The sequence below is a fragment of the Algibacter sp. L4_22 genome, from assembly GCF_023473045.1.
Taxonomy (GTDB): Bacteria; Bacteroidota; Bacteroidia; order Flavobacteriales; family Flavobacteriaceae; genus Algibacter.
This window is the reverse complement of sequence record NZ_JAMCOK010000002.1, coordinates 302,318-328,090: the sequence shown is the minus strand read 5'-3', so window position 1 is coordinate 328,090 and position 25,773 is coordinate 302,318. Positions and strand designations below refer to the sequence as shown.

The window sequence follows — 25,773 nt, the reverse complement described above, 5'->3', positions numbered from 1 at the left end:
GTATGATTATTTAAAGGTTGAAAGATTAACAATGTAATAATGATAAATGTTATACTTTTTAGATGAAAGGATGATTTTTTCATACGTTTAATCTCTAATTCTCAAAAACATATTTTATAATATTAGCTCCCATTTTCAAGGCTTTTTCTCTAACATTGGCAGGATCATTATGTACTTCTGGATCTTCCCAACCATCTCCTAAATCACTTTCATAAGTAAATAATAGAATCAATCTGTCCTTTTCAAAAAGGCCAAATGCTTGTGGGCGTTTACCATCATGTTCATGTATTTTCGGTAAGCCTTTTGGAAAGTTAAAAACCGAACTAAAAATAGGGTGGTTTGCAGGCAGTTCAATTAAATCTTTATTCGGAAATACTTTTTTGAGTTCTTTAGTAATGTAAGGCTGCATCCCGTAATTATCATCGATATGTAAAAATCCTCCTGAAATTAAATAGTTTCTCAGATTTTCGATATCTGTTTCGCTAAAAAACACATTGCCATGTCCCGTCATGTGTAAAAAAGGATATTGAAAAATATCGGGACTGCTAACTTCTACATTTTCTACTTTCGGGTTTATTTTGGTGTCAATATTTTCATTACAAAACCTTATTAAATTTGGTAATGCTGTTGGGTTACCATACCAATCGCCACCGCCTTGATACTTCAGAATAGCCAAATCTTGCGGAAAGCAAGCTATCGAAAATAGACAAAATAAAATGAGCGAAATGAATTTCATGTTTTAAGCTTTGTTACATTTCATTAATAAACGCTACGGAATGGCAGGCAACAATAGCTGCTGTTTCTGTACGTAAACGTGTTTCTCCCAAAGTTACAGGAATAAAATCATTTTGAAGTGCTAGTTCTATTTCTTTAATCGAAAAATCGCCTTCGGGACCAATTAAAATGGTGATATCTTGTTTAGGCTTAAGCTCATTTTTTAGTGATTTTTTATCAGTTTCCTCACAATGCGCTATAAATAAATCACCAAGAAAATCTTGTTTTAAAAAATTTTTAAAAGAAACAGCCTCATTTAATTTTGGTAAATAACAGCTTAGAGATTGTTTCGCGGCCGATTGTATAATGCGCTCAAAACGTTCTGCTTTAATAATTTTGCGTTCGCTATGATCGCATATAATAGGCGTAATGCTATCGATCCCAATTTCGGTAGCTTTTTCTAAAAACCACTCGTAGCGGTCGTTCATTTTGGTAGGAGCAACCGCTAGGTGTAGATTATATTTTTGTTTGGGCTGTAATGTTTTAGATGTAATTTCTGCGGTACATTTATTAATGTTTGGTATAGAAATTTTTGCAGAGAATAACCAGCCTTTCCCGTTAGTTATGTGTAAAGTATCGCCAACTTGTTTACGCAACACTTTTACAATATGTCTGCTTTCTTCTTTTTCGAAAGAGAATTGCGTGGTGTTTTCGTTTATGTTGGGATTATAGAATAATTGCATTAATTTTTGGCTTCAACAATTTTCAAAACTTCAATTTCCGCAATGTCTTTTGGTTCATGAGTTTTCAATACCACATAATACCAATTTTTTTCGGGAATATCAATAGTGAAAATATCATTTAATTGGTGACCGCCGTTAGCAATCTCGTTGTCAAAATCGGGATGTACATCAGTCGATAAAAACCAACCTAGATCTCCTCCTTTATTTGCGTTATCATCCATGGAGTATTGTTTCGATAAAAAGTCGAATGGTGCACCATTATTAAATTTTGCTATAATTTTATCACGTAAGTTGTTTATTTCTTCTAGGCTATATTTTGTGCCATCTAGGTAAATATAAGAAACTCTATTGTATGTTTTTTTATTTTTTTCAACGACTTTATAAGCGGTTTTTTCAAATTCGTTTTCATAAACCTTAGTGCCTCCAAGGCGTAGGTCGAAAAGATCTGTTGTTAAACTTGTTTTGTGCTTTTCCTCGTTAAAGGTAATTAGCTTATTTTTTTTCGAGTGCTTGGATTCTAAAAATTGCTCGATTTGCTCCGGAGTTTCAACAAGTTCTAATTGTTTTTCTATTGATTTTTGAGCGTTTAAAATGAAAGAAAAGCCTATGAAGGCTAGAATAAATATAGGTTTTATCATAATATATGGGGTATATTTTAACGCCAAATTTAGAGTTAATGTTTGTGATATGAAAGAAGAAATATTAAGTTATTAACAATTTATTGTTGATAACTTCAAAATCAGGCAATTAAATTAGTCTTTTTTTTAATTTTGAATAGAAGAAGAAAAGTAAACTTAAAACAAATAAAATTTCTGTTATTATAATGAAAACAGGTTATAATAAATTTTGTTTCATATACATTTAACACAGCAACAGCAACAGAATTGAACAAACATGCACTGATGATACCTCATAAAAGAGCTAAACTCTAAATGTAAATTTGAGTTTTTTGTTTCTTCAGATTAAAAAATTATATTTTCAATCGAGCAGATGCTACAATATCTTGTTCTGCAAAATCACCTTCCAAGAATTTCAAATAACCCACAATAGCAATCATTGCAGCGTTATCTGTGGTAAATTCAAACTTAGGAATGTAAGTTGTCCATCCAAATTTTTGTTCACCATCTTTTAAGGCTTGCCGTATTCCTGAATTAGCCGATACGCCACCTCCAATAGCAATATGGTTTATGCCTGTTTCTTTTGTAGCGAGTTTCAATTTATCAATTAAAATTCCGATAATGGTATATTGAATTGAGGCGCAAATATCATTTAAGTTCTCGGCGATAAAATTTGGATTTGCTTTAACTTCTCTTTGAATAAAATATAAAACAGCTGTTTTGAAACCGGAAAAACTAAAATTTAACCCAGCAACTTTTGGTTTTGTAAACTTAAAGGCTTTTGGGTTTCCTAATTTGGCACGTTTATCAATTTCTGGACCAGCAGGATAGCCTAATCCTAAAATTTTTCCGCTTTTATCAAAGGCTTCTCCTACAGCATCATCGATGGTTTCTCCAATAACTGTCATTTCAAAATAAGAATCTACTCGAACAATTTGTGTATGTCCGCCCGAAATAGTCATGGCTAAAAACGGAAAAGTTGGCTTATCAAAGCCTTCTTCATCTATAAAATGTGCCAAGATATGCCCCTGCATATGGTTTACATCTATCAACGGAATATTTAATCCATAGGCTAGAGATTTGGAAAAAGATGTGCCAACTAGTAAACTCCCCATTAATCCGGGACCACGTGTAAAAGCTATAGCATTGAGCTGTTCTTTTGTAATATTAGCCTTTTTAAGAGCTTGGTAAACAACCGGAACAATGTTTTGTTGGTGGGCGCGCGAAGCTAGTTCTGGCACAACACCGCCGAATTCTTCGTGTATTTTTTGGGTCGCGACAACATTACTTAAAATTTTACCGTTGTGTATTACGGAAGCCGCTGTATCATCGCAAGATGACTCAATTCCGAGTATATAAATATTTTGTTCCTTCATTAGTGAATTTTAGGCACAATAATTGTTAATTTTGAATCCGAATAAATGAATTAATAGATTCTATTTATTTCGAATTGCAAAAATAGTTTATTCTAAATAAAATTATAACGATAAGGGTATCAAAAAATTTCTAAAAATACTATTAAAAATAGCAGGTATATTGCTAATGCTATTCATCATTTTGGTGTTGATTCTTTCTATTCCTGCCATACAAACTGGGCTTGGAAATTACGTAACCAAGCGTATAAATAACGATTTTAAAACCAATATAAATGTTGATAAAGTAAGCTTGCAGTTTAATGGAGATGTGGAGCTTAAACAAATTTATATTCAAGATTATAAACAAGATACACTTATAAGTATTGCTGAATTAAATACGTCTATTTTGGGTGTTAGAAACTTGGTGAATGGGCAGCTCGTATTTGGTGATATTGATATTGAGAACCTTAATTTTTATATTAAAACTTATAAAGGAGAATCTGATACCAATCTAGATGTTTTTGTTGCTCGATTTGATAGCGATAACCCAAGAACAGAAAAAAGCAGTTTTTTATTATCTTCCAGTGATGTTTCTATTTATAACAGTGTTTTTATGCTTTTAGATGAAAATAGAGAGACCACAAAAATACTTCATTTTGAAGATTTAAATATTAACGCTACCAATTTTTTAATTAATGGAAGCGATGTAAATGCCAGAATAAACACTCTAAATTTTAGGGATAGCCGAGGCGTTACGGTAAAGAATATGATGACTAATTTTAGTTACACCTTAACCGAAATGAATTTTGCTAACCTAGACATTAAAACCCCAAATTCTGAATTAAAAGGCGATTTGAAGTTCTCGTACGATAGAGCGGATTTTAAATACTTTACAGATAAGGTTTTGGTGTCTGCAAGTTTTAAAGATTCTAAAGTTCAGTTAGATGAATTGAATACTTTTTATAACGAGTTTGGTGTAAATCAAACCGCAACTTTTAGTACCGAAATATCTGGAACATTAAATAATCTACAAACCTATAATTTAAAATTAAATACCAATAGAAAGACCCGAATTTACGGAGATATTAACTTTAAAAACTTGTTTAATAAGGAGGAAGGTAATTTTTATATGACGGGTAATTTTAGAAACCTATCATCTACTTATAAAGATTTAAAAAGTTTGTTGCCAAATGTCTTGGGAGCTGCTATTCCGTCATCGTTTGATAGATTAGGCTATTTTACGGTTGTTGGCAATTCTCAAGTTACATCGTCTACTGTAGTTGCAGATATTCAGATCGATACCGAGTTGGGTTTTGTAGATTCAAACTTAGAAATAAACAAAATAAACGATATTGATAATGCTGCTTACAAAGGTAATATTATTTTTACTGAGTTCGATTTCGGGACCTTTTTAAATGCGCCAGAAGTTGGTAGAGCGTCTTTAAATTTTGATGTAGATGGTAATGGTTTTGTCACTAAAACTATTAATACTAAGGTAAAAGGTGATGTTTTTGAAATTGAATATAACAACTATAAATATCAAGGTGTTAAAGTAGCTGGAAATGTAAAAAACAACATTTTTGACGGAAACCTTATTACCAACGATAAAAACTTAAAACTTAATTTTACTGGGCTTGTAGATTTTTCAGAAGCTATAAATAAATACGATTTTGAAGCCAAGGTTGATTATGCCAATTTAAATGCATTAAACTTCATTAAAAAAGATAGTATTTCCATTTTTAGAAGTGTTGTAAAAATGAATATGAACGCGAGTAATTATGATGATGCTCACGGTAAAATTTCATTTAGAAAAACGAAGTATAAAAATGAAAACGATACGTATTATTTCGATAAATTTGATGTTTCTTCTCGTTTTAGCGAAGGTTTACGTTACATAGAAATTAATTCGCCAGATATTATTGAAGGCGAGCTTAAAGGGCGGTTTAAGTTTAAGGAGCTTAAAAAATTGTTCGAGAATTCTATTGGCTACATTTATACTAATTATATTCCAAATAAGATAGAAGACAATCAAAGTATCGATTTTAATTTCACAATTTATAATAAAATTGTAGAAGTTATTTATCCAGAACTGGAATTGGCAAAAAACACTTTTATTCGTGGGCAAGTAGAAAGTGATGAAAGCCAATTTAAACTCACTTTTAAATCACCTAAAATTAAACTTTCAAATTATTTTGCAAACAACATCGAGTTGCAAGTAGATAATAGTAATCCAGTTTTTAATACGTTCGTAGAAATCGATAGTTTAAATACCAAATATTACAATGTTTCTAATTTTAATTTAATTAATGTTACCGTTAATGATACGTTGTTTATGCGATCGGAATTTAAAGGTGGAAAGCGTAATAAAGATAATTACAACCTAAGTTTTTATCATACTATAAATGAAGCAAATGAATCTGTTATAGGTTTTAAACAATCGGATGTTACAATAAAGGATAATAAATGGAACATCAATGAATTACAAGATAAGTTCCATAAAATATCTTTTGATAAAAAGTTTACAAAATTCAATATAGATAAGTTTAGAATTAATCATAATAATGAAGAAATTAGACTTTCGGGTTTTCTTAGGGATTCAACAGAAAAAGATTTAAAGCTTAATTTTACAAATGTCGATTTAACTAAAATAACGCCAGATATTGATAGTTTAACCTTATCAGGAAATGTAAATGGAAAGTTAGACTTATTGCAGCAAAATGGCAATTATTTACCGAATTCTAGTATTATAATTGACAATTTTAGGGTGAACGATTTTCTTCTTGGTTCTTTCGATGCTAATATTATTGGTAACGAATCGCTTACAAATTATAGCGTAGATGCTACAATAAAAAATGACGATTCGGATTCCTTTACAGCAAAAGGAGATATTTATGTAGCCGGAAAACAATCTAAAATTGATGTCGATTTAATGTTCGATGGTTTCGATTTATATCCATTAAATCCATTATTAAGAGATGTTTTAAGTAATATTAGGGGTAAGGCCGAAGGAAAAGTAAAAGTAGTTGGAGATTTAGCTAAACCTAATTTTAATGGCGAGCTTTTATTAAAAAATGCCGGTTTGGGTATTCCTTTTTTAAATGTAGATTACGCTTTTGCGGAAAAGTCTTCCGTTTCCTTAAAAAATCAAAGTTTTATTTTTAATAATATCAATATAACCGATACTAAGTATAATACTAAAGGATTACTTAAAGGAGATTTAAGCCATGTTAATTTTGGTAAATGGAGTTTAGGCCTCGATCTATCAACTAAAAACTTATTGGTTTTGGACACTAAAGAAACCGAAGATGCCTTGTACTATGGTACGGGGTTTATTGGAGGAGAAGCTAGTATTTCTGGGCCAACCTCCGAGTTAAGAATAAATGTAATTGGCGAAACAAAAGCAGGTACAGTATTTAAAATACCGCTAAACGATGCCGAATCTTTTGGAGATAATACTTTTATTCATTTTATTACAAAAGAAGAAAAAGAAGCGAGAAATAAAGGTATAGAGCTTGTTTTTGAGGAAATAAAAGGATTAGAACTCGATTTTGATTTGGATGTTACCGAAGATGCTGAAGTTGAAATTATTATTGATAAAAATTCTGGTCACTCTTTAAAAGGACGAGGACGTGGAGGCTTGTTGGTTGAAATTAATACTAATGGTAAGTTTAATATGTGGGGGGATTTTGCGGTGTTCGAAGGGGTTTATAATTTTGCCTATGGTGGCTTTGTCCAAAAACAATTTATAGTACAACCCGGTGGCACTTTAGCTTGGGAAGGCGATCCGCTTGATGCCTTAATTAATATGAAAGCTGTTTACAAAACACAAGCTAATCCATCGCCTTTGCTTGATACTCCTATTAATAGAACCATTCCTGTTGAGTTAAATATTGCCTTAACTGGAAATTTAGAGCAACCTATTCCAGATTTCAGCTTTGAGTTTCCTAATGTAAATTCTACTATAAAATCTGAGTTAAATTATCGTTTAGAGTCGGAGAGTGATCGTCAGGATCAAGCCTTGTATTTAGTTTCAACAGGTTCCTTTTCAGGAGGTATAGATGAGCTTAATTTCTCTGGTACTATTGCAGAAAGACTTAATGGCATTATTAATAGTGTGTTTTCTAATGGTGATGGCAAACTTAATTTAGGCTTAAATTATGAAGCTGGACAAAACACTCCCGATTATCAAACCGATGATAGAGTAGGTTTAACGCTTCAAACTCAAATTAGCGACCGTGTGCTTATTAATGGTAAAGTTGGTGTTCCTGTCGGTGGAGCTAGTGATACGGTTATTGCTGGCGATGTAGAAGTGTCTTTTCTTTTAAATGATGATGGAACTTTAACAGCTAAAGTCTTCAATCGTGAAAACAGTATACGTAATTTTGGTGAAGATATTGGATATACCCAGGGTGTAGGACTTTCTTATAATGTGGATTTTGATACATTTAGAGAATTACTTCAAAAAATATTCAAAAAGAAATCCGAAACCGAAAATGAAGTCTTGGAGCAACCTAAGAAAGAAGCGGAAAGCGCCTTACCTGATTTTATTTCTGTAAAATAGGCTTCAACAGACTAGAAGTTTTTTAAAAATTCTCATTTAAATTAACTCAAATTGGTTATTGTTTAATTTTTTGAGGTTAAAATAGCATGTTATTTATAATTTATTACTAAAACGTTATAGTAAAAACAATGAATAAAACAGTACAAATAGTATGATTATATACTTTTTCTTTATTAAATTTACGTTTTAATTCAAAGAAATAAATGCCAAATAAAATAAAAAAAATTGGAGTGTTTACATCAGGAGGAGATGCTCCTGGTATGAATGCCGCCATCCGATCTGTAGTAAGGTCTTGTGCTTACCATAATATAGAATGTTTTGGGATATATAGAGGTTACGAAGGTTTAATGGAAGGTGATTTCGAACCAATGGATGCCCGTAGCGTTAAAGGTATTATCAATAAAGGAGGGACGATTTTAAAATCTGCACGTTCAAAAGAATTTAGAACTAAAGAAGGCCGTCAAAAAGCCTTCGATCAATTAAACAAAGCAGGAATTGATGCTTTAGTGGCTATTGGTGGTGATGGTACATTTACTGGAGCATTGGTTTTTAACGAAGAGTTTGGTTTTCCTGTAATGGGGATTCCGGGAACTATCGATAATGATATTGTTGGAACATCACATACTTTAGGTTTTGATACGGCTCAAAACACAGTAGTAGAGGCTATTGATAAAATTAGAGATACTGCAAGTTCACATAACCGTTTATTTTTTATTGAGGTTATGGGACGTGATGTTGGGCATATTGCTTTAAATACTGGAATTGCTGGTGGTGCCGAAGAAATTTTAATTCCTGAAGAAGATTTAGGATTAGAGCGTTTGGTAGAATCTTTAAAGCGTAGTAGAAAAACAGGTAAAACATCTAGTATTGTTGTTGTAGCTGAAGGTGATAAAATAGGTAAAAATATTTTTGAACTTAAGGATTATGTTGACGAAAACATGGAAGGTTACGATGTTAGAGTATCTGTGTTAGGACATATGCAACGTGGCGGGTCACCATCATGTTTCGACCGTGTTTTAGCAAGTAGAATGGGCGTTAAAGCTGTAGATTCTCTATTAGAAGGTAAATCTAGTTATATGGTAGGTTTAATTAATAATAGTATGGAGCTTACACCATTGGATAATGCCATAAAAGGAAAAACAAAAATAAATTTAGAATTATTGCGTGTCTCAGATATCATGAGCACTTAACATTTATAAACACGATTATGTCAAAATTAAAAATTGGAATTAACGGATTTGGTAGAATAGGTAGAATTGCTTTTAGAGTAGCAGCTTCTAGATCTAATGATATTGAAGTAGTAGGAATTAATGATTTATTAGATGTAGATCATTTAGCTTACTTATTAAAATTTGATTCTGTTCACGGACAGTTCGATGGTACTATCGAAACTAAAGATGGTAACTTAATAGTAAACGGTAATACTATTAGAGTAACTGCAGAACGTAACCCAGAAGATTTAAAATGGGATGCTGTTGGAGCAGACGTTGTTTTAGATTGTACTGGTATCTTCACTTCTTTAGAAGGTGCACAAAAACACATTACAGCTGGAGCTAAGAAAGTTGCAATTTCTGCACCATCTGCAGATGCACCAATGTTTGTTATGGGTGTAAACCACAAACAAATTACTGCTGCAAATACAATTGTATCTAATGCTTCTTGTACTACTAACTGTTTAGCGCCATTAGCTAAAGTAATTAACGATAAATTCGGAATTGCTGAAGGTTTAATGACAACTGTTCACGCTGCAACTGCTACACAATCTACTGTTGATGGTGTATCTAGAAAAGATTACAGATTAGGTCGTGCTTCTTTAAACAACATTGTACCAGCTTCAACTGGAGCTGCTAAAGCTGTTGGAAAAGTAATTCCTGAATTAAACGGAAAATTAACTGGTATGGCTTTTAGAATCCCTACTGTAGATGTATCTGTTGTAGATTTAACTTGTCGTTTAGAGCGTCCAGCTCCATGGGCTGAAGTTAAAGCTGCTTTAAAAGAAGCTTCTGAAGGTGAATTAGCTGGTGTATTAGGATATACTGAAGAAGGTGTAGTTTCTCAAGATTTCGTATCTGAACCAAAAACTAGTACATTCGATGCTAACGCAAGTATGGCATTAAATGATGGTTTTGTAAAATTAATTTCTTGGTATGATAATGAGTTTGGTTACTCAACTAAATTAATTGATTTAGCTCAATATATTGGTGCTGTAAAATAAATTATCTATATATTTCCACAGTATTATTTTTTTTTGAATAATGCTGTGGATTTTTTTATTCTAAGAACTTATGATTTTAATTGTAGATAGTGGTTCTACTAAGTCCGATTGGCTTGCTGTAGATAAAGATGGAAATAGATTAATGGATAAAATCCGTACTAAAGGATTAAATCCAGCCATTTTAAGTGAGAAAAAGCTTAATAAATTAATTAAAAAAAGTAAAGAATTAAAATCGAATGCAGAAAAAGTGACACACGTGTTTTTTTATGGCGCTGGTTGTGGTACGGATAATGCAAAAGATTTATTAAATACCGTTTTAAAAGATATTTTTTCTAATGCGCATGTTGAAGTTAATGAGGATACTTTGGCTGCCGTTTACGCTACTATTAACAATCCAAAAGAAGCTGCTGTAGTTTGTATTATGGGTACAGGTTCTAACTGTAGTTATTATGATGGCGAAATATTGCACCAACGTGTTATATCACTTGGCTACACATTAATGGACGATGCTTCAGGAAATTATTATGGTAAGCAGTTAATTAGAGATTATTACTTTGGCCAAATGCCAGAAAATGTTAGAATAGCCTTTGGTGCTAAGTTTAATATGGAGGCCGATTTTATTAAATACAACTTGTACAAGCAACCAAGTCCTAATGCTTATTTAGCAGGATTTGCTGAATTTATGTTCTTACACAAAGATTCAGAATATACCATTAACTTAATTAAAGATGGTATTCGTTTGTTTGCAAAAAACATGATTTTTCAGTTTAAGGAAGAGTTAAAAACAGTTCCCGTACATTTTGCTGGATCTATAGCCTTTTTTGCGCAAAAAGAAATTAAAGAAGTTGGTGAAGAAATGGGCTTTATAGTTGGAAATTTTGAACGTAGACCTATTGATGGTCTAGTGCCTTTCCATACCAAAAATCTATAATTTAAAGTAAAAGATAATTGCAAAAACATTTAGCAATTTATATATCTAATAGTTTTGATAAGGAAAGCCTTATCAAAACTATTTTTTTAGGAGAACTTATCCCTAGTTTTTCTAGTTCAAACGGTGCACTTTTTTCTGAAATAGTTTTAAATAAATTCATAGATGAAGAAATCCGTCACGGTAAAATGAATGTTGCGACCGAAACAAAAAATAGTTTACTTCATTCTTCAGAAGGTGAACGAAAAAAAGCGCTTTTAGATCATATAATTTCCGGAAAACCAGATTATTTAGTCATCGATAATGTTTTTGGTAATTTAGATGTGGCTACCCAATCGCAAATCGAAAAGCAGCTTACGGTTTTAAGTGAAACAACTTCAATTGTTCAAATAGCAAATCGAAAATTAGATATCCTTCCTTTTATAAAAAACATATATCAGATAAAAGACGATATACTTGTTGAGTTTTCAAATACTGAAAGTAAAACAGAATCTTTTCATTTTATTGAAGCCTTACCGTCTGTAGAGTATCATGAACCAACTAAAATTTTAAACCCTTTAGTAAAGTTTAATAACGTATCTATTAATTATCGTGAGCGTGCCATTTTAAATTCCATTTCATGGGAAATTAAATCGGGAGAGTTTTGGCAATTAATGGGGCCAAACGGATCAGGTAAAAGCACCATGTTAAGCATGATTTTTGGTGATAATCCAAAAGCTTACGGTCAAGATATTACATTATTTGGAGTTAAAAAGGGGAGTGGAGAAAGTATTTGGGACATAAAACAAAAAATCGGATATTTTTCTTCGGAAATGCTTCGCGGTTTCACTCGTCGAGATACTATTGGAAACATGATTGTATCAGGTTTTTTTGATACGGTTGGTTTGTATAAAACACCAACGAACGCGCAAATTAAAATTGCCCAACATTGGTTACGGGTTTTAAATATGTTTGATATTAGAAAGCAATGCTTTTTATCGCTTTCACATGGTCATCAACGTTTGGTATTGATAGCGAGAGCCATGGTTAAGAATCCACCATTACTTATATTAGACGAACCTACCAACGGTCTTGATGATAACGATGCCGCTTTATTTTGCGAATTAATAAATAAAATAGCTTTAGAAACAAATACAGCTATTTTATATGTTTCCCATAGAAAAGAGGCTAATTTAAATCCTGAATTTGTTTATGAGTTAGTTCCAAACGAAAACGGTTCTATTGGAAGTATACTAACTTAGAATTACACAGCAGGTCTAATATCTACTTCAACTTTCATTTTGTTTTCACCTGAACTATAAATAACTCCTTTTAAAGGAGGAACATCATAATAATCGCGTCCGTAAGCCACAATAATGTGTTGGTCTTTTGGTATTTGATTATTAGTTGGATCAAAATCTACCCATCCAAATTTAGGAATATACACTGAAAACCATGCGTGAGAAGCATCTGTACCAATAAGTTTCTCTTTTCCAGGAGGCGGTAAAGTTTCTATATAACCACTTACATAGCGTGCAGACAAACCTATAGATCTAACGCAGGCAATAGCGATTTGAGCAAAATCTTGACACACTCCTTTTTTATTCTCCATAACTTCCTGAATTGGTGTTGCTACATTTGTAGCGGTTGCATCAAACTCGAAATCGATATAAATGCGTTGCATGAGCTCTAAGGCCGATTCAAAAATGGGGCGTTTCGGTTTGAAAGAAACCAAAGCATAATCTTTTATATTTTTTGTTATTTTAGCAATTAAAATCGATTCAAGTAAAAATTGTTTTACTTCTAAAATTTCTGAGGAAATAGATTTCATCTCTTTTTTAGCTTCTTCGAGAGTTATCGCCATTCCAGCAGTCGATTTGTAAATATCTGGTGCTAGACTAGAATCTCTTAACACCTTAGTTTTTGCGACAACTTTTAATTCTTCATGGTATTGCTGAATAGAAAAGCGAGTAATAGTATTTCCGAAGAAATCGATACGTTCTGAAATTTCAGTCGGTTTTGGGCTTATTTCCAATTCATAACTTAAAATGCTTTGTCCTAAAAAATCAAGGGGTTTTAGAGTCGCTATATTATGGCAAAATGTAACACCATTGCCATATTTGTATATTGTTGTATGTGATAATTGAAAAACCATTATTGTAGCGGGAAGTTTTGATTAACCAATTGAGTTTGTTGATAGGAATGATTAAAATATGTATCTGAAATAGATAAGGATGTTTGGTGTAATAATTCGCTTAGTTCGGATAATAAATCATCTAAATTACCTCTAATAGCACCATGTTCATCTAACTCCAAAAGCTGTTCTATTTTTGAATTTGAAATTAATTGGTTTGCTTCTTTTATTAGGTTATAGCATTTCGAATTGTCTGTAATACCTTTTGGTAATGGTAATTTTCCAATATCTTTTAAAATACGACTTAGTTGATAGGTTAGTGAACGGCTGTATTTATCGTTAAGTAAAACTAATTTAATTACATTTTCGACACTTAGATACGATCGGTAGCTATAACGGTATATATTTAAACTTTCGTGACTAGATAGCAAGGCTTCAAGCATTTCATATTCTAAATCTTCATCGTATTTTGCAACAATTAGCGAGCGGCATTTTTCAATAGTTAAACTTGCTTGTTCGGTTTGTAAACCAATAAAATAAAGCAATAATCCTTGATCTACTAAAATGCTTTCTTCAATTAAACCCATAAAAGCTATAAGTCTCGTTGTTGTACTATCTAGTAATTTTAGTAATGAAGAAACAGAATATTCTTTAGTTTTATCATACTTATTCCATAATTTTTTTATACCATCGAATACACGCCACATGTCTTTAGACCATAGGTTTCTTAGAGTGTAATAACTATTGTTAAAACTGCCTAAAGTTTGCGCTAAAGAGCCCATTTTAAAATTATCAAGAATAAGTGAGTTGAGTTCTTTTAAAGGATTTTTTAATACCTCTTCTTTCCCTTTCCCAACAAAACCTGGTAATGTTGATGTTATATTTGTTACGGCTTCAAAAATTATTTTTAAACTCTCTGATGGATCTTTACTTTTATCAAATTGCGAACTTTGCATTTTATTTAAACACATTCGCAGTAGGCGAGAGGTAATTAATGTACGACCAAGATATCTACCAGACCAAAATAAATTTTCGGCCGTATGGCTAGGTAAATCGTTCATGTCCGAAACCTGATTTCTAAACGTGTTATCCCACGCATAATTATGGAAGTGGTTTTGAACTTTATCTGTAACAATCCAAAAATCTTTACTAACGCCGCCTCTTTGGTTGGATACTCTTAAATCTTCGCGTTCTGATGCTACACGAACCAAACCACCAGGCATAATACTATAGCTGTCTTTTTTAGCGATAGCAAAGGTTCTACACATAATTTTTCTTGGCTCTAATTTATCTTTTATGAAATCTGGAGCGGTAGAAAATTTTATTTTATCTTGAGCTACAAATCGATATGGATTTGCTAATATTTCTTCTTTTAATTTGTTTAGTTCGGCTTCATCTAAAAATTCACAGAAATATATGCTTTCTCTATTGGATCGGTCAATACGTTTTACAACGTACTTTTCTATATTTTTGAATACATGATCTCGTTCTTTTTCCTGTCCACACCACCAAGAGGCAATTTGTGGAAGTAATAATTCTTCCTTTAAAAAATACTTAGAAATAGCATTCATAAAAGGAATAAGTCCTGAGTTCTCTAAAACACCGCTACCTATTGGGTTTACAATACTTACGTTTTTCTGTCTAATAACATCTAGAATTCCTGCAATTCCTAAATAAGAATCTTCACGAAGTTCTAAAGGATCCATATAAGCATCGTCTACACGCCTTAAAATAACATGAACTTGCTTTAATTCCTTTAAAGATTTCATCCAAACTTTTCCATTTCTAACCACTAAGTCGTTCCCTTTCACTAGAGAATACCCTAGAAAAGACGACATGTAGGCATGTTCGAAATAGGTTTCATTATGGGGGCCAGATGTTAGTATAACAATGTTTGGATTCGCAACATTTTTAGGTGCTGCATCAATGAGCATTTGGTTATAATCTTGAAAAAAACCACTTGGTTGTTTTACATTAATTCCGCTAAATAAATTAGGAGCCACCTTATTAAGAGCAAACCTATTTTCTAATGCATAACCTAAGCCAGAAGGTGCTTCTGTACGGTCGTTCACGACCCACATACGTCCGTCTGGACCACGTGCTAAATCGGTAGCATGAATTAATAAATTTTTAGAAGTATTGTATTGTATTTGATCGCATTGACGTAAAAATCCACGATGGGCAAATAAAACTTCTTGAGGAACAATACCGTTTTTTATAAGTTCACGTTTACCATAGATATCTTTTAAAATTAAATTAAGTAGCTCGGCACGTTGTATTAAACCTTTTTCAATGGTTTGCCATTCTTTATCATGAATTAAAAAGGGAATAACACTTAAATCCCAAGCGCGATGTAAGCCCTTGGGATCGTTATAAACATTGTAAGTTACTCCATTCTCGTCCATTAACCAATTAATTTCCTTTTGTCTGGAAATTAATTCTTCAGGACCTGCTTTTGTTAAATTTGATAGTAAATTATCCCAATTAGGATTAATTTTATTATTAGATTTCAATACTTCATCATAATTTTTATGATCGGTAAAATAATTCTGAAATAGTGTATTCGAATCTATGGTCATTTAATATTTTAATTACTTTTTTCTTAAATCTGTTGTGTTAGGAAACTCATAATTTATAGGTAATTCCTTGTAATGAAACTTTTTGGAGCTACCTTTCTTTTGTACTGTTGTATTAGAAGAAGCATCATCGATTATCGTTTCTTGCACAGGATTAATTTCTCCTTGTGTATGTCCCGATTCCCAAAAACGACTAATTCGTCTAGATTCTGCTTCGTAACTGTTTACAGGGTACGTATCATAAGAACGTCCTCCAGGATGAGATACAAAATAAGTACAACCACCAATAGAACGTTTGTTCCAAGTATCTACAATGTCGAAAACTAACGGTGTATCTACTCCAATTGTTGGGTGTAATGCGGAATAAGGATCCCATGCTTTGTAACGAATACCAGCAACAAGTTCCCCTTTTACAGCGGTAGCTTTTAAGTTTACTTTAACACCGTTGCAAGTTACAACATATCTTTCTTCTGTGAAGTTAGAGACTTTAATTTGGATTCGTTCCAAAGAAGAATCGACATATCTAGCTGTTCCGCCACCTGTCATTTCTTCACCTAAAACATTCCATGGTTCTATAGCTGCTCTAAGTTCAATATGAATATTATTAATGGTAACCATGCCATGTAAAGGAAATCTAAATTCAAAAAACGGATTAAACCATTCTTCTTTAAATCTATATCCAGCTCTGTTTAATGAAGTTACAATATCTTTAATGTCTTCCCTAACAAAATGTTCAATTAGAAATTTATCGTGCAATTCGGTTCCCCAACGTACTAAATCGTGCTCGTATGGTTTTTTCCAAAACCAAGCTACTAAGGTCCGCACTAATAAGTTTTGCATTAAACTCATTTGTGGATGTGGTGGCATATCGAAAGCACGAAGCTCTAAAATACCTAGACGTCCTGATGACGAATCTGGTGAATATAATTTATCGATACAAAACTCTGCACGATGTGTGTTTCCTGTTAAATCTGTTAATAAATGTCTGAACAATCTATCGGTTAACCAAAACGGAACTTCACCATCTTTCGGTATTTGACTAAAGGCTATTTCAAGTTCGTATAGGTTTTCCATACGTGCTTCGTCTATTCTTGGAGCTTGACTTGTTGCACCAATAAAAGAGCCTGAAAATAAGTAAGATAATCCCGGGTGATGTTGCCAAAACGTAAGTAAACTTCGTAATAAACTTGGTTTACGTAATAATGGACTATCTGCAGGCGAAACACCTCCTAATGTTACGTGATTTCCCCCTCCTGTACCTGTATGCTTTCCGTCGAGCATAAACTTTTCGGTACCAAGACGAGATTTTTTAGCTTCTTCATATAATGTAAACGTATTTTTGGTAAGCTCGTCCCAGTTTTTAGCAGGATGTACATTAATTTCAATAACACCTGGATCTGGTGTTATTTTTAACGATTCTAATCGGTTGTCTTTTGGTGCTGCGTAACCTTCTAATATTACAGGAATATTTAATGTTCTCGCTGTAGCTTCAATTGAAGAAAGCAAATCCAAATAATATTCCGCACAATCTAGAGGTGGTAAAAATAAATAGAGTTTTTGGTCTCTAACTTCAGCACAAAGTGCAGTTCTAATAAAATAATTGGTTGTTGGGCTCTCTATTTCTCCATTAACAAATGATGCATACCTATTAGTTGCAACTTTTTTATAACTCGGGAATCTACCACGTTTGGTAAATTGATCTGGTTCGAACTTTGGAAATTCTTCGTATTCTGATTTATGAATAAGTGATGATAATGGTAATCTTAAACCAACAGGTGAATTACCCGGCGTTAAAAACAAATGGTTTCGTCTAAATTCCCAATCGCAGGTAAGCCAATTACCAAAGCTATTATTTAGCGGTAATAAGTAGCCAACTACTTTTGAGGTACCTTGCTCTAAAATTTCACCTAATTTCTTTTGAATTAATGAGCCATCTTTATCTGTTCTTGGATCAATATCCGTTGGTAAATTGCCTTCTTCCCAAAGAAAGTAAAAAGCATCTTCAAAAGCCGGCATAATAGTCTTATCTGTTATACCTAAATACTGAGTTAAAGTGTCTAAAAATAATTTATCGGCATTTTCTGGAACAATTTTGTTGTCAGCAAATGTTGAAAGTAGTTTTTCGTTATGCCAGATAACACGGCCATCTTTTCTCCAACACATTTCGGTTCCCCAACGTGGTAATGGCTCACCTGGATACCATTTACCTTGTGCTCGATGTAAAAAACCTCCTTTTGCAAATTTGTTAAATAAACGTTTGGTAAGATCGTCTGCTAGTTGTCTTTTGTGTGGTCCATCGGCATCTGTATTCCATTCTGGAGATTCCATATCATCGATAGAAACAAAGGTAGGTTCTCCACCCATTGTTAAACGTACATCACCTTTTTCTAGTTCTTTTTCAACTTTAAATCCAAGTTTGTAAATGTCGTTCCATTGTTTATCTGTGTATGGCTTTGTAACTCGTGGCGATTCGAAAATACGTTTTACAGAGTTTTCAAACTCAAAAACAGTTTCACAAACATCCGTCATTCCAGAAACTGGTGCAGCACTTTCAAAAGAAGGTGTACACGCTAATGGAATATGCCCTTCACCAGCTAATAATCCTGATGTAGCATCGAAACCAATCCATCCAGCACCAGGTAAATAAACTTCAGCCCAAGCATGTAAATCGGTAAAATCTTCTTCAGGTCCAGATGGTCCATCAAGCGATTTTTCATCAGACTTTAATTGTACTAAATATCCCGAAACAAACCGTGCACCAAAACCTAAATGTCTTAGAATTTGAACAAATAACCATGCGTAATCACGGCAAGATCCATTTCTTTGCAGAAGTGATTCTTCACAAGATTGAACACCTGGGTCGAGCCTGATGTTGTAGCTTAGATATTCGTATATTTTCTGATTGATATCAATTAAAAAATAGATTGTTTTTCTTGGCGTATAATCTATTGTTTTAATGAATTCGTGAATAAGCGGGCCATCATCTGTAATTTCTAAATAGGGTAGAAGTTCCTTTTTAATGGTGTCAGAATATGTAAAAGGATATTCTTCCGCAGATTCTTCAACAAAAAAGTCGAATGGGTTTATAGTTTTTAAATCAGCAATAATTTCAACTTCAACAGATAATTCGGTTGTTTTATCAGGAAAAATTAATCTCGCTAAATAATTTCCAAAGGCATCTTGTTGCCAGTTAAAAAATTGATTTTCAGGTTTTATTTTTATTGAATAAGCCTCAATTGGAGTTCTACTGTGTGGAGCAGGACGTAATCTAAAAATATGTGGTGATAGATTTACAGCTCTATCATATTTATACTTTGTTTTGTGTGAGATTACAATTTTTAACGCCATAAATTTTGTGGTTTTATTTTAAATGAATTTAGTAGTAAAAAAGATTCTTATAAAAATACATTAATTTTCTCAGTAAAATAGAGTTTTAAATAAAACTAAACCGATTAGTTAAATTATTAAAACATTAAAAATTATAATGACGAAAATTGATGATATGACGAATTTAGGGATTGTTTACCTTTTTTTTGATAAACACTAAAAATCATAAATTATACAGAAAATTTATTTTTTACGAATTGTAAAATCTGTTTTCTTGTTCATTAACTCTAATAAATGTAGTCCGTTTTGTGAGTTCTTTTAATCTAGATGCCCCAACATAGGTGCACGTACTGCGTAACCCTCCTAAAATATCTTGTAAGGTGCTTTCTACAGGTCCTTTATATGGTATTTCTACTGTTTTTCCTTCACTAGCCCTGTATTCGGCAACGCCACCAACATGTTTTTCCATAGCCGTAGAGGAACTCATACCATAGAATTTCTTGAATTGCTCACCATTTTTTTTAATAATTTCACCACCACTTTCATCATGTCCAGCAAGCATGCCTCCAAGCATTACAAAATCTGCACCAGCTCCAAAAGCCTTAGCTATATCTCCGGGAGTTGTACAACCACCATCGCTAATAATTTGTCCTCCTAAACCATGGGCAGCATCGGCACATTCAATAATTGCTGATAATTGAGGATAGCCAACACCGGTTTTTACTCGTGTAGTGCATACCGATCCAGGACCAATACCAACTTTTACAATATCGGCACCAGAGAGAATAAGTTCTTCTACCATCTCGCCTGTAACCACATTTCCTGCAATAATAACTTTATCAGGGTATTGTTTTCGGGTGCTTTTCACGAAATCTGCGAAATATTCAGAATAACCGTTTGCAACATCAATACAAATAAATTTTAATTCTGGTTTTAGTTTAAATATTTCGGCTAGTTTTTCGGAATCATGCTCACCAATACCAGTACTAACAGCAATATGATTTAAATCGTTTTTAGAAATAGAAGATAAAAATCTCGTCCATTCCGATAATGAATAATGCTTATGTATTGCAGAAAAAAGTCCTTTACTAGCAAGGGCTTTAGCCATTTCAAAAGTACCAACAGTATCCATGTTTGCGGCCATTATTGGAATGCCTTTCCAAACTGTCGAACTATGTAAAAATTTAAATTCTCGGTCTAGACTTACTTCCGATCTGCTTTTTAGAGTGGATCTTTTTGGGCGAAACATAACATCCTTAAATCCTAATTTTATTTCGTTTTCTATGCGCATTATGATTATTTATCTTTTAAAATTAGTTATTTTAATAAAATTTAAAATTAAACAAAAAGAATATAAATAAGAGAGACTAATTAATTATATTAGTGTTTTAATGAACATATTTTATGTTTCCCTAACCAACCAAGATCAATGAAATTTTTTCTGCAGTCAATAAAATATATAAAAATGAAAAAGAAATTATCTTTTTCTATTTTAATATCAATTGTGGCCATTTTAATTATTGGCTATTTTTTTGTTGATGGCAAAATTTATGTTGAAGCAGCCGCTATATCTCTCTTTATTCTTGCTGTAGTCCAGGTTTTTCTTTTACAATTTTTTTTAAAAAATCTTTTAAAAAATGATGTCGTTAAAGAAAATTTAATGACTAGAATAAAAGAATTAAAGATAGATTTAGAAAAGGCAGAGGATTTAGCCGAACATAAATCTATTTATTTAGCAAACATGAGTTATGAGGTTCGCACCCCACTTAACACGGTTTTGGGTATGCTTAGTATGCTTAAGCAAACAAATTTAGATGAAGATCAGGTTGCTCAAGTTGAAATTGCAGAGTTTTCATCGATGCATTTATTACAATTGGTAAAAATGGTTACGGATAATGCAGAAGTGGATACTAGTGATGTTAAATTGAATTTTATTGCCATCGATTTAAGACAAGATTTAGTTCACTTATTTAAAGTATTTGAATACCAAGCTTGGGAAAAAGGTTTAGAATTCGATTTTAAATTTTTATTTGAAGAAAAGGATAAGTCTTTGGTTTATGGCGATTCTTCTAGAATTCAGCAAGTGTTGATTAACTTGATTAATAATGCTATTAAGTTTACTAATTCTGGAAAAGTATCGATAATAATTGATCAGACGGTTGGTATTGATACTGAAAAAATAGTGACGTTTTATGTTAAAGATACTGGAGTAGGTATGCGTTCAGATGAAGTAAAACGCTTTTTTGATGGGGATAGTAATATTCCGGCTGCTATTATTAAAGATTATCGCGGTGCAGGTTTAGGATTGTCGATTTCGCGCAAACTGGTAAAATTGATGGGCGGAACTTTAAAACTAGAAAGTAAAGAGAATGAAGGCTCTACCTTTTATTTTAGCCTTCAATTAAAAAAGACGCTTAATGTTAATGTGGTTGAAGAGCCATCGAAAACTTTGAATGCTAAATTTAATGTTTTGGTTGCTGAAGATAATAGAATGAACCAAAAAGTAATTAAGTTTTTATTAGAGAAACAAGGTGCCGATTGTACGTTTGCAAAAAATGGTTTGGAAGCTGTGGAGCTTTATAAAATTTTAGATTTCGATATGATTTTTATGGATATCTACATGCCAGATATGGATGGGTATGAAGCTACGGAAGCTATTATAAAAACTAAAAAATACGCACAACATAAAACACCGATAATAGCAGTTTCGGCAAGTGCTTTTGAAGAAGATATTGAAAGCGCAAAACGAGCAGGAGCAAACGATTTTTTAGCAAAGCCAATAGAACTGCCAAAGCTAAAAAAGTTATTAAATAAGTATGCGCTTTAAGAGGCAATAATATAGTAGGACTAAATAAGGTGAGTTCTGAAAACCTTATATTATAGGCTTTTACCTCTAGCTGTTGTTTTTATTTCTACAGGTATTTTCCAAATATCTATTTCTGTTTTCCAATCTGTTTTATATCCTTCCCCGTGGATTAAATTTTAATCGATATTTTATAAATTCGTTATTTTTAAATTTATTTAAGATCTTTTGTAGTAAACTCCACACTGGTTTTTCATGATTTTCTATCTAATCTTAAGTATAATCAAAATAAAAATCAGGTATAGCTCTCCAAAAAATCAATAAAGCGATTACTTTGTTACATTTTGGGCTATCAATAATCCAATTTAATATAGTTGTTCCATCGTTCCAATTGTAATGGTCCGCGAGATAGGATTATTCGTCTAAATTTAGAGTTTTAAATTTATTGAAATCAGGAAGTTTTTCATCATCACATTCTCCAAAAGAAAATTGGATAAAATTTATTCTTAATAACCAATATCTTGTTTGGTTAGACTATCAGATTTATAAAGATTACTTAACAGCAATAACGCTAATTTCGACATTTACATTTTTAGGTAATCGGGCAACTTGAACTGTTTCGCGTGCAGGAGCAGTGGCGTCGTTAAAATAACTTCCGTAAACTTCGTTAATACTAACAAAATCGTCCATGTTACTTATGAAAATTGATGATTTAATCACATTTTCGAAAGTCATATCAGCCGCTTTTAAAACAGCTTTTAGATTATGCATAACTTGTGTAGTTTCTGTTTTAATGTCTTCTAAAACAAGCTCGCTGGTTTCTGGGTTAATAGCTATTTGTCCAGATGTGTATAATGTGTTTCCTGTTAAAACGGCTTGATTATATGGTCCGATAGGAGCTGGAGCTTCAGTTGTTGTTATTATTTTTTTCATCTAAAAAGTATTTTAATTTTTGTAAAGTTGAAAATCAACGAAATGTTTCTATAAAAATAATAAATTTACACTTTATTCAGTACAAACAATAAAGGAATAGTTAATTTTAAAGTTGAGTATCTGCCGATTTACGTTTTTCATATTTAAGATCTTGTAAAAGGCTAGATTTTATACCAATGAAGAAATTCCATGAGGTATAAGTTCCAAAAGGTACCCAACTCATATTCATTCTCCAGCTTTCTAAATCACGTTCAAAGCGAAGTTGAGTAGAGGTGAAACCATTGTTTTTAACATCGTAACCAGAGGATGCTCCAATAGACCATTTATCAGATAATTGAATATCTCCAGAGAACATTAAGGAATGCGATGATATCTCGTTTTGCCTTGTAGAGTTGGAGTAATTTACAGCGTAAGCTAAACGTAAACTCCAGGGGATTTTATAGCGATAAAAAGCATTTTTGGTGTCTTTATCTTTATCGTCTTTTTCAGGAATAGGTTTAGAGAAATCTTGAGATACACCGAACATATCATCGTCTCGACCACCACCTTGTAAATTTTCATCACGGTTTCTATCATCGTCTTTAGAATCCTTTTTTCCTTTTTTATCACTAGATAACGACCAACTAGCTGTCATGTTGGCACTAGTTAGCCTAAATAGACTTCCGTTATTATCAATGTTAAAAGTATTTATTCTATTATTGTTATTATCCAAAGCGTATGGGTCTAAAGTAGCTCCAAAATTCAAACTTAATTTATTATCAAACAGTTGTGTACCACCACTCATTCTTACCGGACTCCATTGTAAAGAGTCGCCTGCAAAATTATAAGATGTAGAAAAGTTTAAATTGTTTAATAGAACAACCTTTTTTGGTTCGGTTGCAGTACTATCTTTATCTCTAACTTTTGCTTCAAAATTGTTGGATAATGAAATCCCCATAGAACTAGAAAAAGTCTGTCCAGGAGTACCAAAAATACTTTCTTCAAACCGAGTAAATGAAACATCTTCAACCGTTTCTCCATCAGCACTAACAACCTCGTAAGTATCATAATATTTATCGAAAGCCGGATTTATATTATAACTAATAGACGGACGCATAACGTGCCTAATTTTTTGAATTTTTGGATCTTTACCTTCTTTTTCAAAATCGAACATACCATAAATAGTAGTTCCTAAACTCGTACTAAAATTATATGTTCTAAAAGAATCGAAGCCATTAACTGTTTCAGTTACTGTTTCTCTAGTTGTATTATCAAAGCTTTTATCAATGGTTTTAAACGTCCAAACTTCATTAAAATTAGTACTTGTACTCATACTAAAATATTTGAATAATTTAAAGTTGGTTGTTAAAGGAATAGTGTGTTGAAATCCAGTTTTAGCATCGTCAAACATTTCCTTTTTAAAGAATAAAGAATCGGTAGTTGATATTCTATTTTCACCACGTAAATTATACTGTAAATTTATATTTTGAATAATCCCTTTTTTAGATCCTGTTTTAGGAGCAAAAGGATACATTCTACCAATACTACCAGTTAAGGTAGGCAAGGTCATATTAATAGTTTCTGTTTGCGTATTTTGCGAATGCGTAGCTGTTAAACTTAAACTAACTTGCGGTTCGCCTTGAAATGTTTTAGAGTAAGAAACCGAAGATGATAACGTATTATTAAATCGGTTTGCTAGATTTACTTGGTTTAATGAGCCACTGTAATAATTACTACTACCAAGGTTTACCGAGGCAGAAAAACGTGAGTTAGGGTTAGCTTTAGCATCTTGGCTATGCGACCAACGTAAATTGTATAACGTGTTTTTAGCATAATCGGAAAAGCCAAGTTCGCTGGTAATTAAGCTTTCATATCTAAAGGCTAAATTACCTCTGTATTTATAACGTTTTGCATAAGTGTTTTCTACTCTTAACCCGTAACTTCCGTTAGTATAATAATCTCCTAAAACAGTTAAATCTATGTTGTCACTTACCGCAAAATAATATCCACCATTTTGTAAAAAGAAACCTCGATCGTTTTGTTCTCCAAAACTTGGTAAAATTACACCCGATGTATGTGTTTCAGTTTGTGGAAAAAAAGCGAAGGGTAAACCTATTGGTGTAGGTACATCATATATAAATAAATTGGCTAGGCCTGTTACAATCTTTTTTCCTGGAACAATTTTAGCTTTTCTAAGTTTTATGTAATAATCTGGATCTTCAAGGTTTTCAGCTGTAGTGTATTTTGCATTCTTTAAAAAGTAAACCGAATCGTTTTCCTTTTTTGTAATACTAGCAATTACAGTTCCTTCACCTTGTTCGGTTTTCGAGTTATAAATAAGTGCTTTTTTCGATTTGCTATTAAAAATAATAGAATCAGGCTCTACAACACTACTTCCTTGGGTAAATACGGGTTTTTGGGTGTATTCGCCAGTAGTATCAATAATACCTCGAGCACGAACGGTGTTTGTTGTATAATCTACAATAATACTTCCTGCAGTAATATTCATATCACCATAATCAATTTTAGCTTGATTATATAAGTACAGTTTATGTTTTATTTGATTGAAGGTTGTGTAATCTACAGCACTATAAACCACTTTATTTTCTAAAAGGCCTTTTTTAGGTTTAATAGAATCGGTTTTAATGGAATCCTGAACTTTTTCATCAATTATTGGTACTAGTACACTGTCGGTTTTTATAGTCACCCGATTTTCAACAGAAGGTATAATAGAATCCGTCTTTTTTTTGATGTCTTGCCCAAAGCTTAGCATGTTAATAAACATGGTAAAACTTAGTGCAAAAAGTATATTAAAGTTGTTTGTCTGCAACGCTTTTAAATGTATTTTTGTAAAAGTATGGCTCGGTTTTTGAAAAGCCAAAATTACATATATTTTTCTGTGAATGTTT

The 25,773-nt window shown here is 32.4% G+C and carries 16 protein-coding genes and 1 pseudogene; 6 read left to right on the top strand and 11 right to left on the bottom strand.

Annotated features, from left to right (window positions below):
* Positions 1-94: 94 nt before the first annotated feature.
* The 4 genes from M4I23_RS06015 to tsaD form a co-directional block, all read right to left on the bottom strand.
* A complete protein-coding gene (locus tag M4I23_RS06015) occupies positions 95-736 on the bottom strand; it encodes a DUF4159 domain-containing protein (protein ID WP_158849767.1) in 642 nt (213 codons plus the stop codon).
* A gap of 13 nt (positions 737-749) precedes the next feature.
* The gene (locus tag M4I23_RS06010; RefSeq protein WP_249753780.1) at positions 750-1,457 is read right to left on the bottom strand and encodes a 16S rRNA (uracil(1498)-N(3))-methyltransferase; all 708 of its coding nucleotides are present in this window, start codon (positions 1,455-1,457) and stop codon (positions 750-752) included.
* A complete protein-coding gene (locus tag M4I23_RS06005; RefSeq protein WP_249753779.1) occupies positions 1,457-2,095 on the bottom strand; it encodes a peptidylprolyl isomerase in 639 nt (212 codons plus the stop codon). Before M4I23_RS06005 ends, M4I23_RS06010 begins: the two co-directional genes overlap by 1 nt.
* Positions 2,096-2,427: 332 nt before the next feature.
* A complete protein-coding gene (gene tsaD / locus M4I23_RS06000) occupies positions 2,428-3,450 on the bottom strand; it encodes a tRNA (adenosine(37)-N6)-threonylcarbamoyltransferase complex transferase subunit TsaD (RefSeq protein WP_249753778.1) in 1,023 nt (340 codons plus the stop codon).
* A gap of 166 nt (positions 3,451-3,616) precedes the next feature.
* Here tsaD and M4I23_RS05995 point away from each other — a divergent pair, with 166 nt between their 5' ends.
* The 5 genes from M4I23_RS05995 to M4I23_RS05975 all read left to right on the top strand — a co-directional run bounded on the left by M4I23_RS05995 (position 3,617) and on the right by M4I23_RS05975 (position 12,374).
* Positions 3,617-7,990, top strand: coding sequence for a translocation/assembly module TamB domain-containing protein (locus M4I23_RS05995; protein WP_158849775.1), 4,374 nt, complete (start codon positions 3,617-3,619; stop codon positions 7,988-7,990).
* Positions 7,991-8,193: 203 nt separating this feature from the next.
* Positions 8,194-9,180, top strand: a complete 987-nt coding sequence (pfkA, locus tag M4I23_RS05990) for a 6-phosphofructokinase (RefSeq protein WP_158849777.1) — start codon at positions 8,194-8,196, stop codon at positions 9,178-9,180.
* Between the two features lie 17 nt (positions 9,181-9,197).
* Positions 9,198-10,205: a type I glyceraldehyde-3-phosphate dehydrogenase gene (gap, locus tag M4I23_RS05985; protein ID WP_158849779.1), complete on the top strand. Its 1,008-nt coding sequence runs from the start codon at positions 9,198-9,200 to the stop codon at positions 10,203-10,205.
* A 70-nt stretch (positions 10,206-10,275) separates the two neighbouring features.
* Positions 10,276-11,136, top strand: a complete 861-nt coding sequence (locus M4I23_RS05980; RefSeq protein WP_158849781.1) for an N-acetylglucosamine kinase — start codon at positions 10,276-10,278, stop codon at positions 11,134-11,136.
* Between the two features lie 17 nt (positions 11,137-11,153).
* Positions 11,154-12,374, top strand: coding sequence for an ATP-binding cassette domain-containing protein (locus tag M4I23_RS05975; RefSeq protein WP_249753777.1), 1,221 nt, complete (start codon positions 11,154-11,156; stop codon positions 12,372-12,374).
* 2 nt (positions 12,375-12,376) lie between these two features.
* Here the strand turns inward: M4I23_RS05975 and M4I23_RS05970 are convergent, their stop codons facing one another.
* From M4I23_RS05970 to M4I23_RS05955, 4 genes are all read right to left on the bottom strand, one after another.
* Positions 12,377-13,267, bottom strand: a complete 891-nt coding sequence (locus M4I23_RS05970) for a transglutaminase family protein (protein WP_249753776.1) — start codon at positions 13,265-13,267, stop codon at positions 12,377-12,379.
* Positions 13,267-15,825: a circularly permuted type 2 ATP-grasp protein gene (locus M4I23_RS05965; protein WP_249753775.1), complete on the bottom strand. Its 2,559-nt coding sequence runs from the start codon at positions 15,823-15,825 to the stop codon at positions 13,267-13,269. The genes M4I23_RS05970 and M4I23_RS05965 overlap by 1 nt, the downstream gene beginning before the upstream one ends.
* 12 nt (positions 15,826-15,837) lie before the next feature.
* A complete protein-coding gene (locus M4I23_RS05960) occupies positions 15,838-19,170 on the bottom strand; it encodes a DUF2126 domain-containing protein (RefSeq protein ID WP_249753774.1) in 3,333 nt (1,110 codons plus the stop codon).
* A gap of 229 nt (positions 19,171-19,399) precedes the next feature.
* Entirely contained in the window at positions 19,400-20,440 is a 1,041-nt protein-coding gene (locus M4I23_RS05955) for a GMP reductase (RefSeq protein WP_249753773.1), read from the bottom strand.
* Positions 20,441-20,614: 174 nt separating this feature from the next.
* Here M4I23_RS05955 and M4I23_RS05950 point away from each other — a divergent pair, with 174 nt between their 5' ends.
* Positions 20,615-21,976: a response regulator gene (locus M4I23_RS05950; RefSeq protein WP_249753772.1), complete on the top strand. Its 1,362-nt coding sequence runs from the start codon at positions 20,615-20,617 to the stop codon at positions 21,974-21,976.
* Positions 21,977-22,225: 249 nt separating this feature from the next.
* Here the strand turns inward: M4I23_RS05950 and M4I23_RS19915 are convergent.
* The 3 genes and pseudogenes from M4I23_RS19915 to M4I23_RS05940 all read right to left on the bottom strand — a co-directional run.
* Positions 22,226-22,351, bottom strand: a pseudogene (locus M4I23_RS19915) (DUF4274 domain-containing protein); the annotation flags it as partial.
* Between the two features lie 153 nt (positions 22,352-22,504).
* A complete protein-coding gene (locus M4I23_RS05945) occupies positions 22,505-22,885 on the bottom strand; it encodes a RidA family protein (protein ID WP_158849795.1) in 381 nt (126 codons plus the stop codon).
* 106 nt (positions 22,886-22,991) lie between these two features.
* A complete protein-coding gene (locus M4I23_RS05940; RefSeq protein ID WP_249753771.1) occupies positions 22,992-25,745 on the bottom strand; it encodes a putative LPS assembly protein LptD in 2,754 nt (917 codons plus the stop codon).
* Positions 25,746-25,773: the final 28 nt, after the last annotated feature.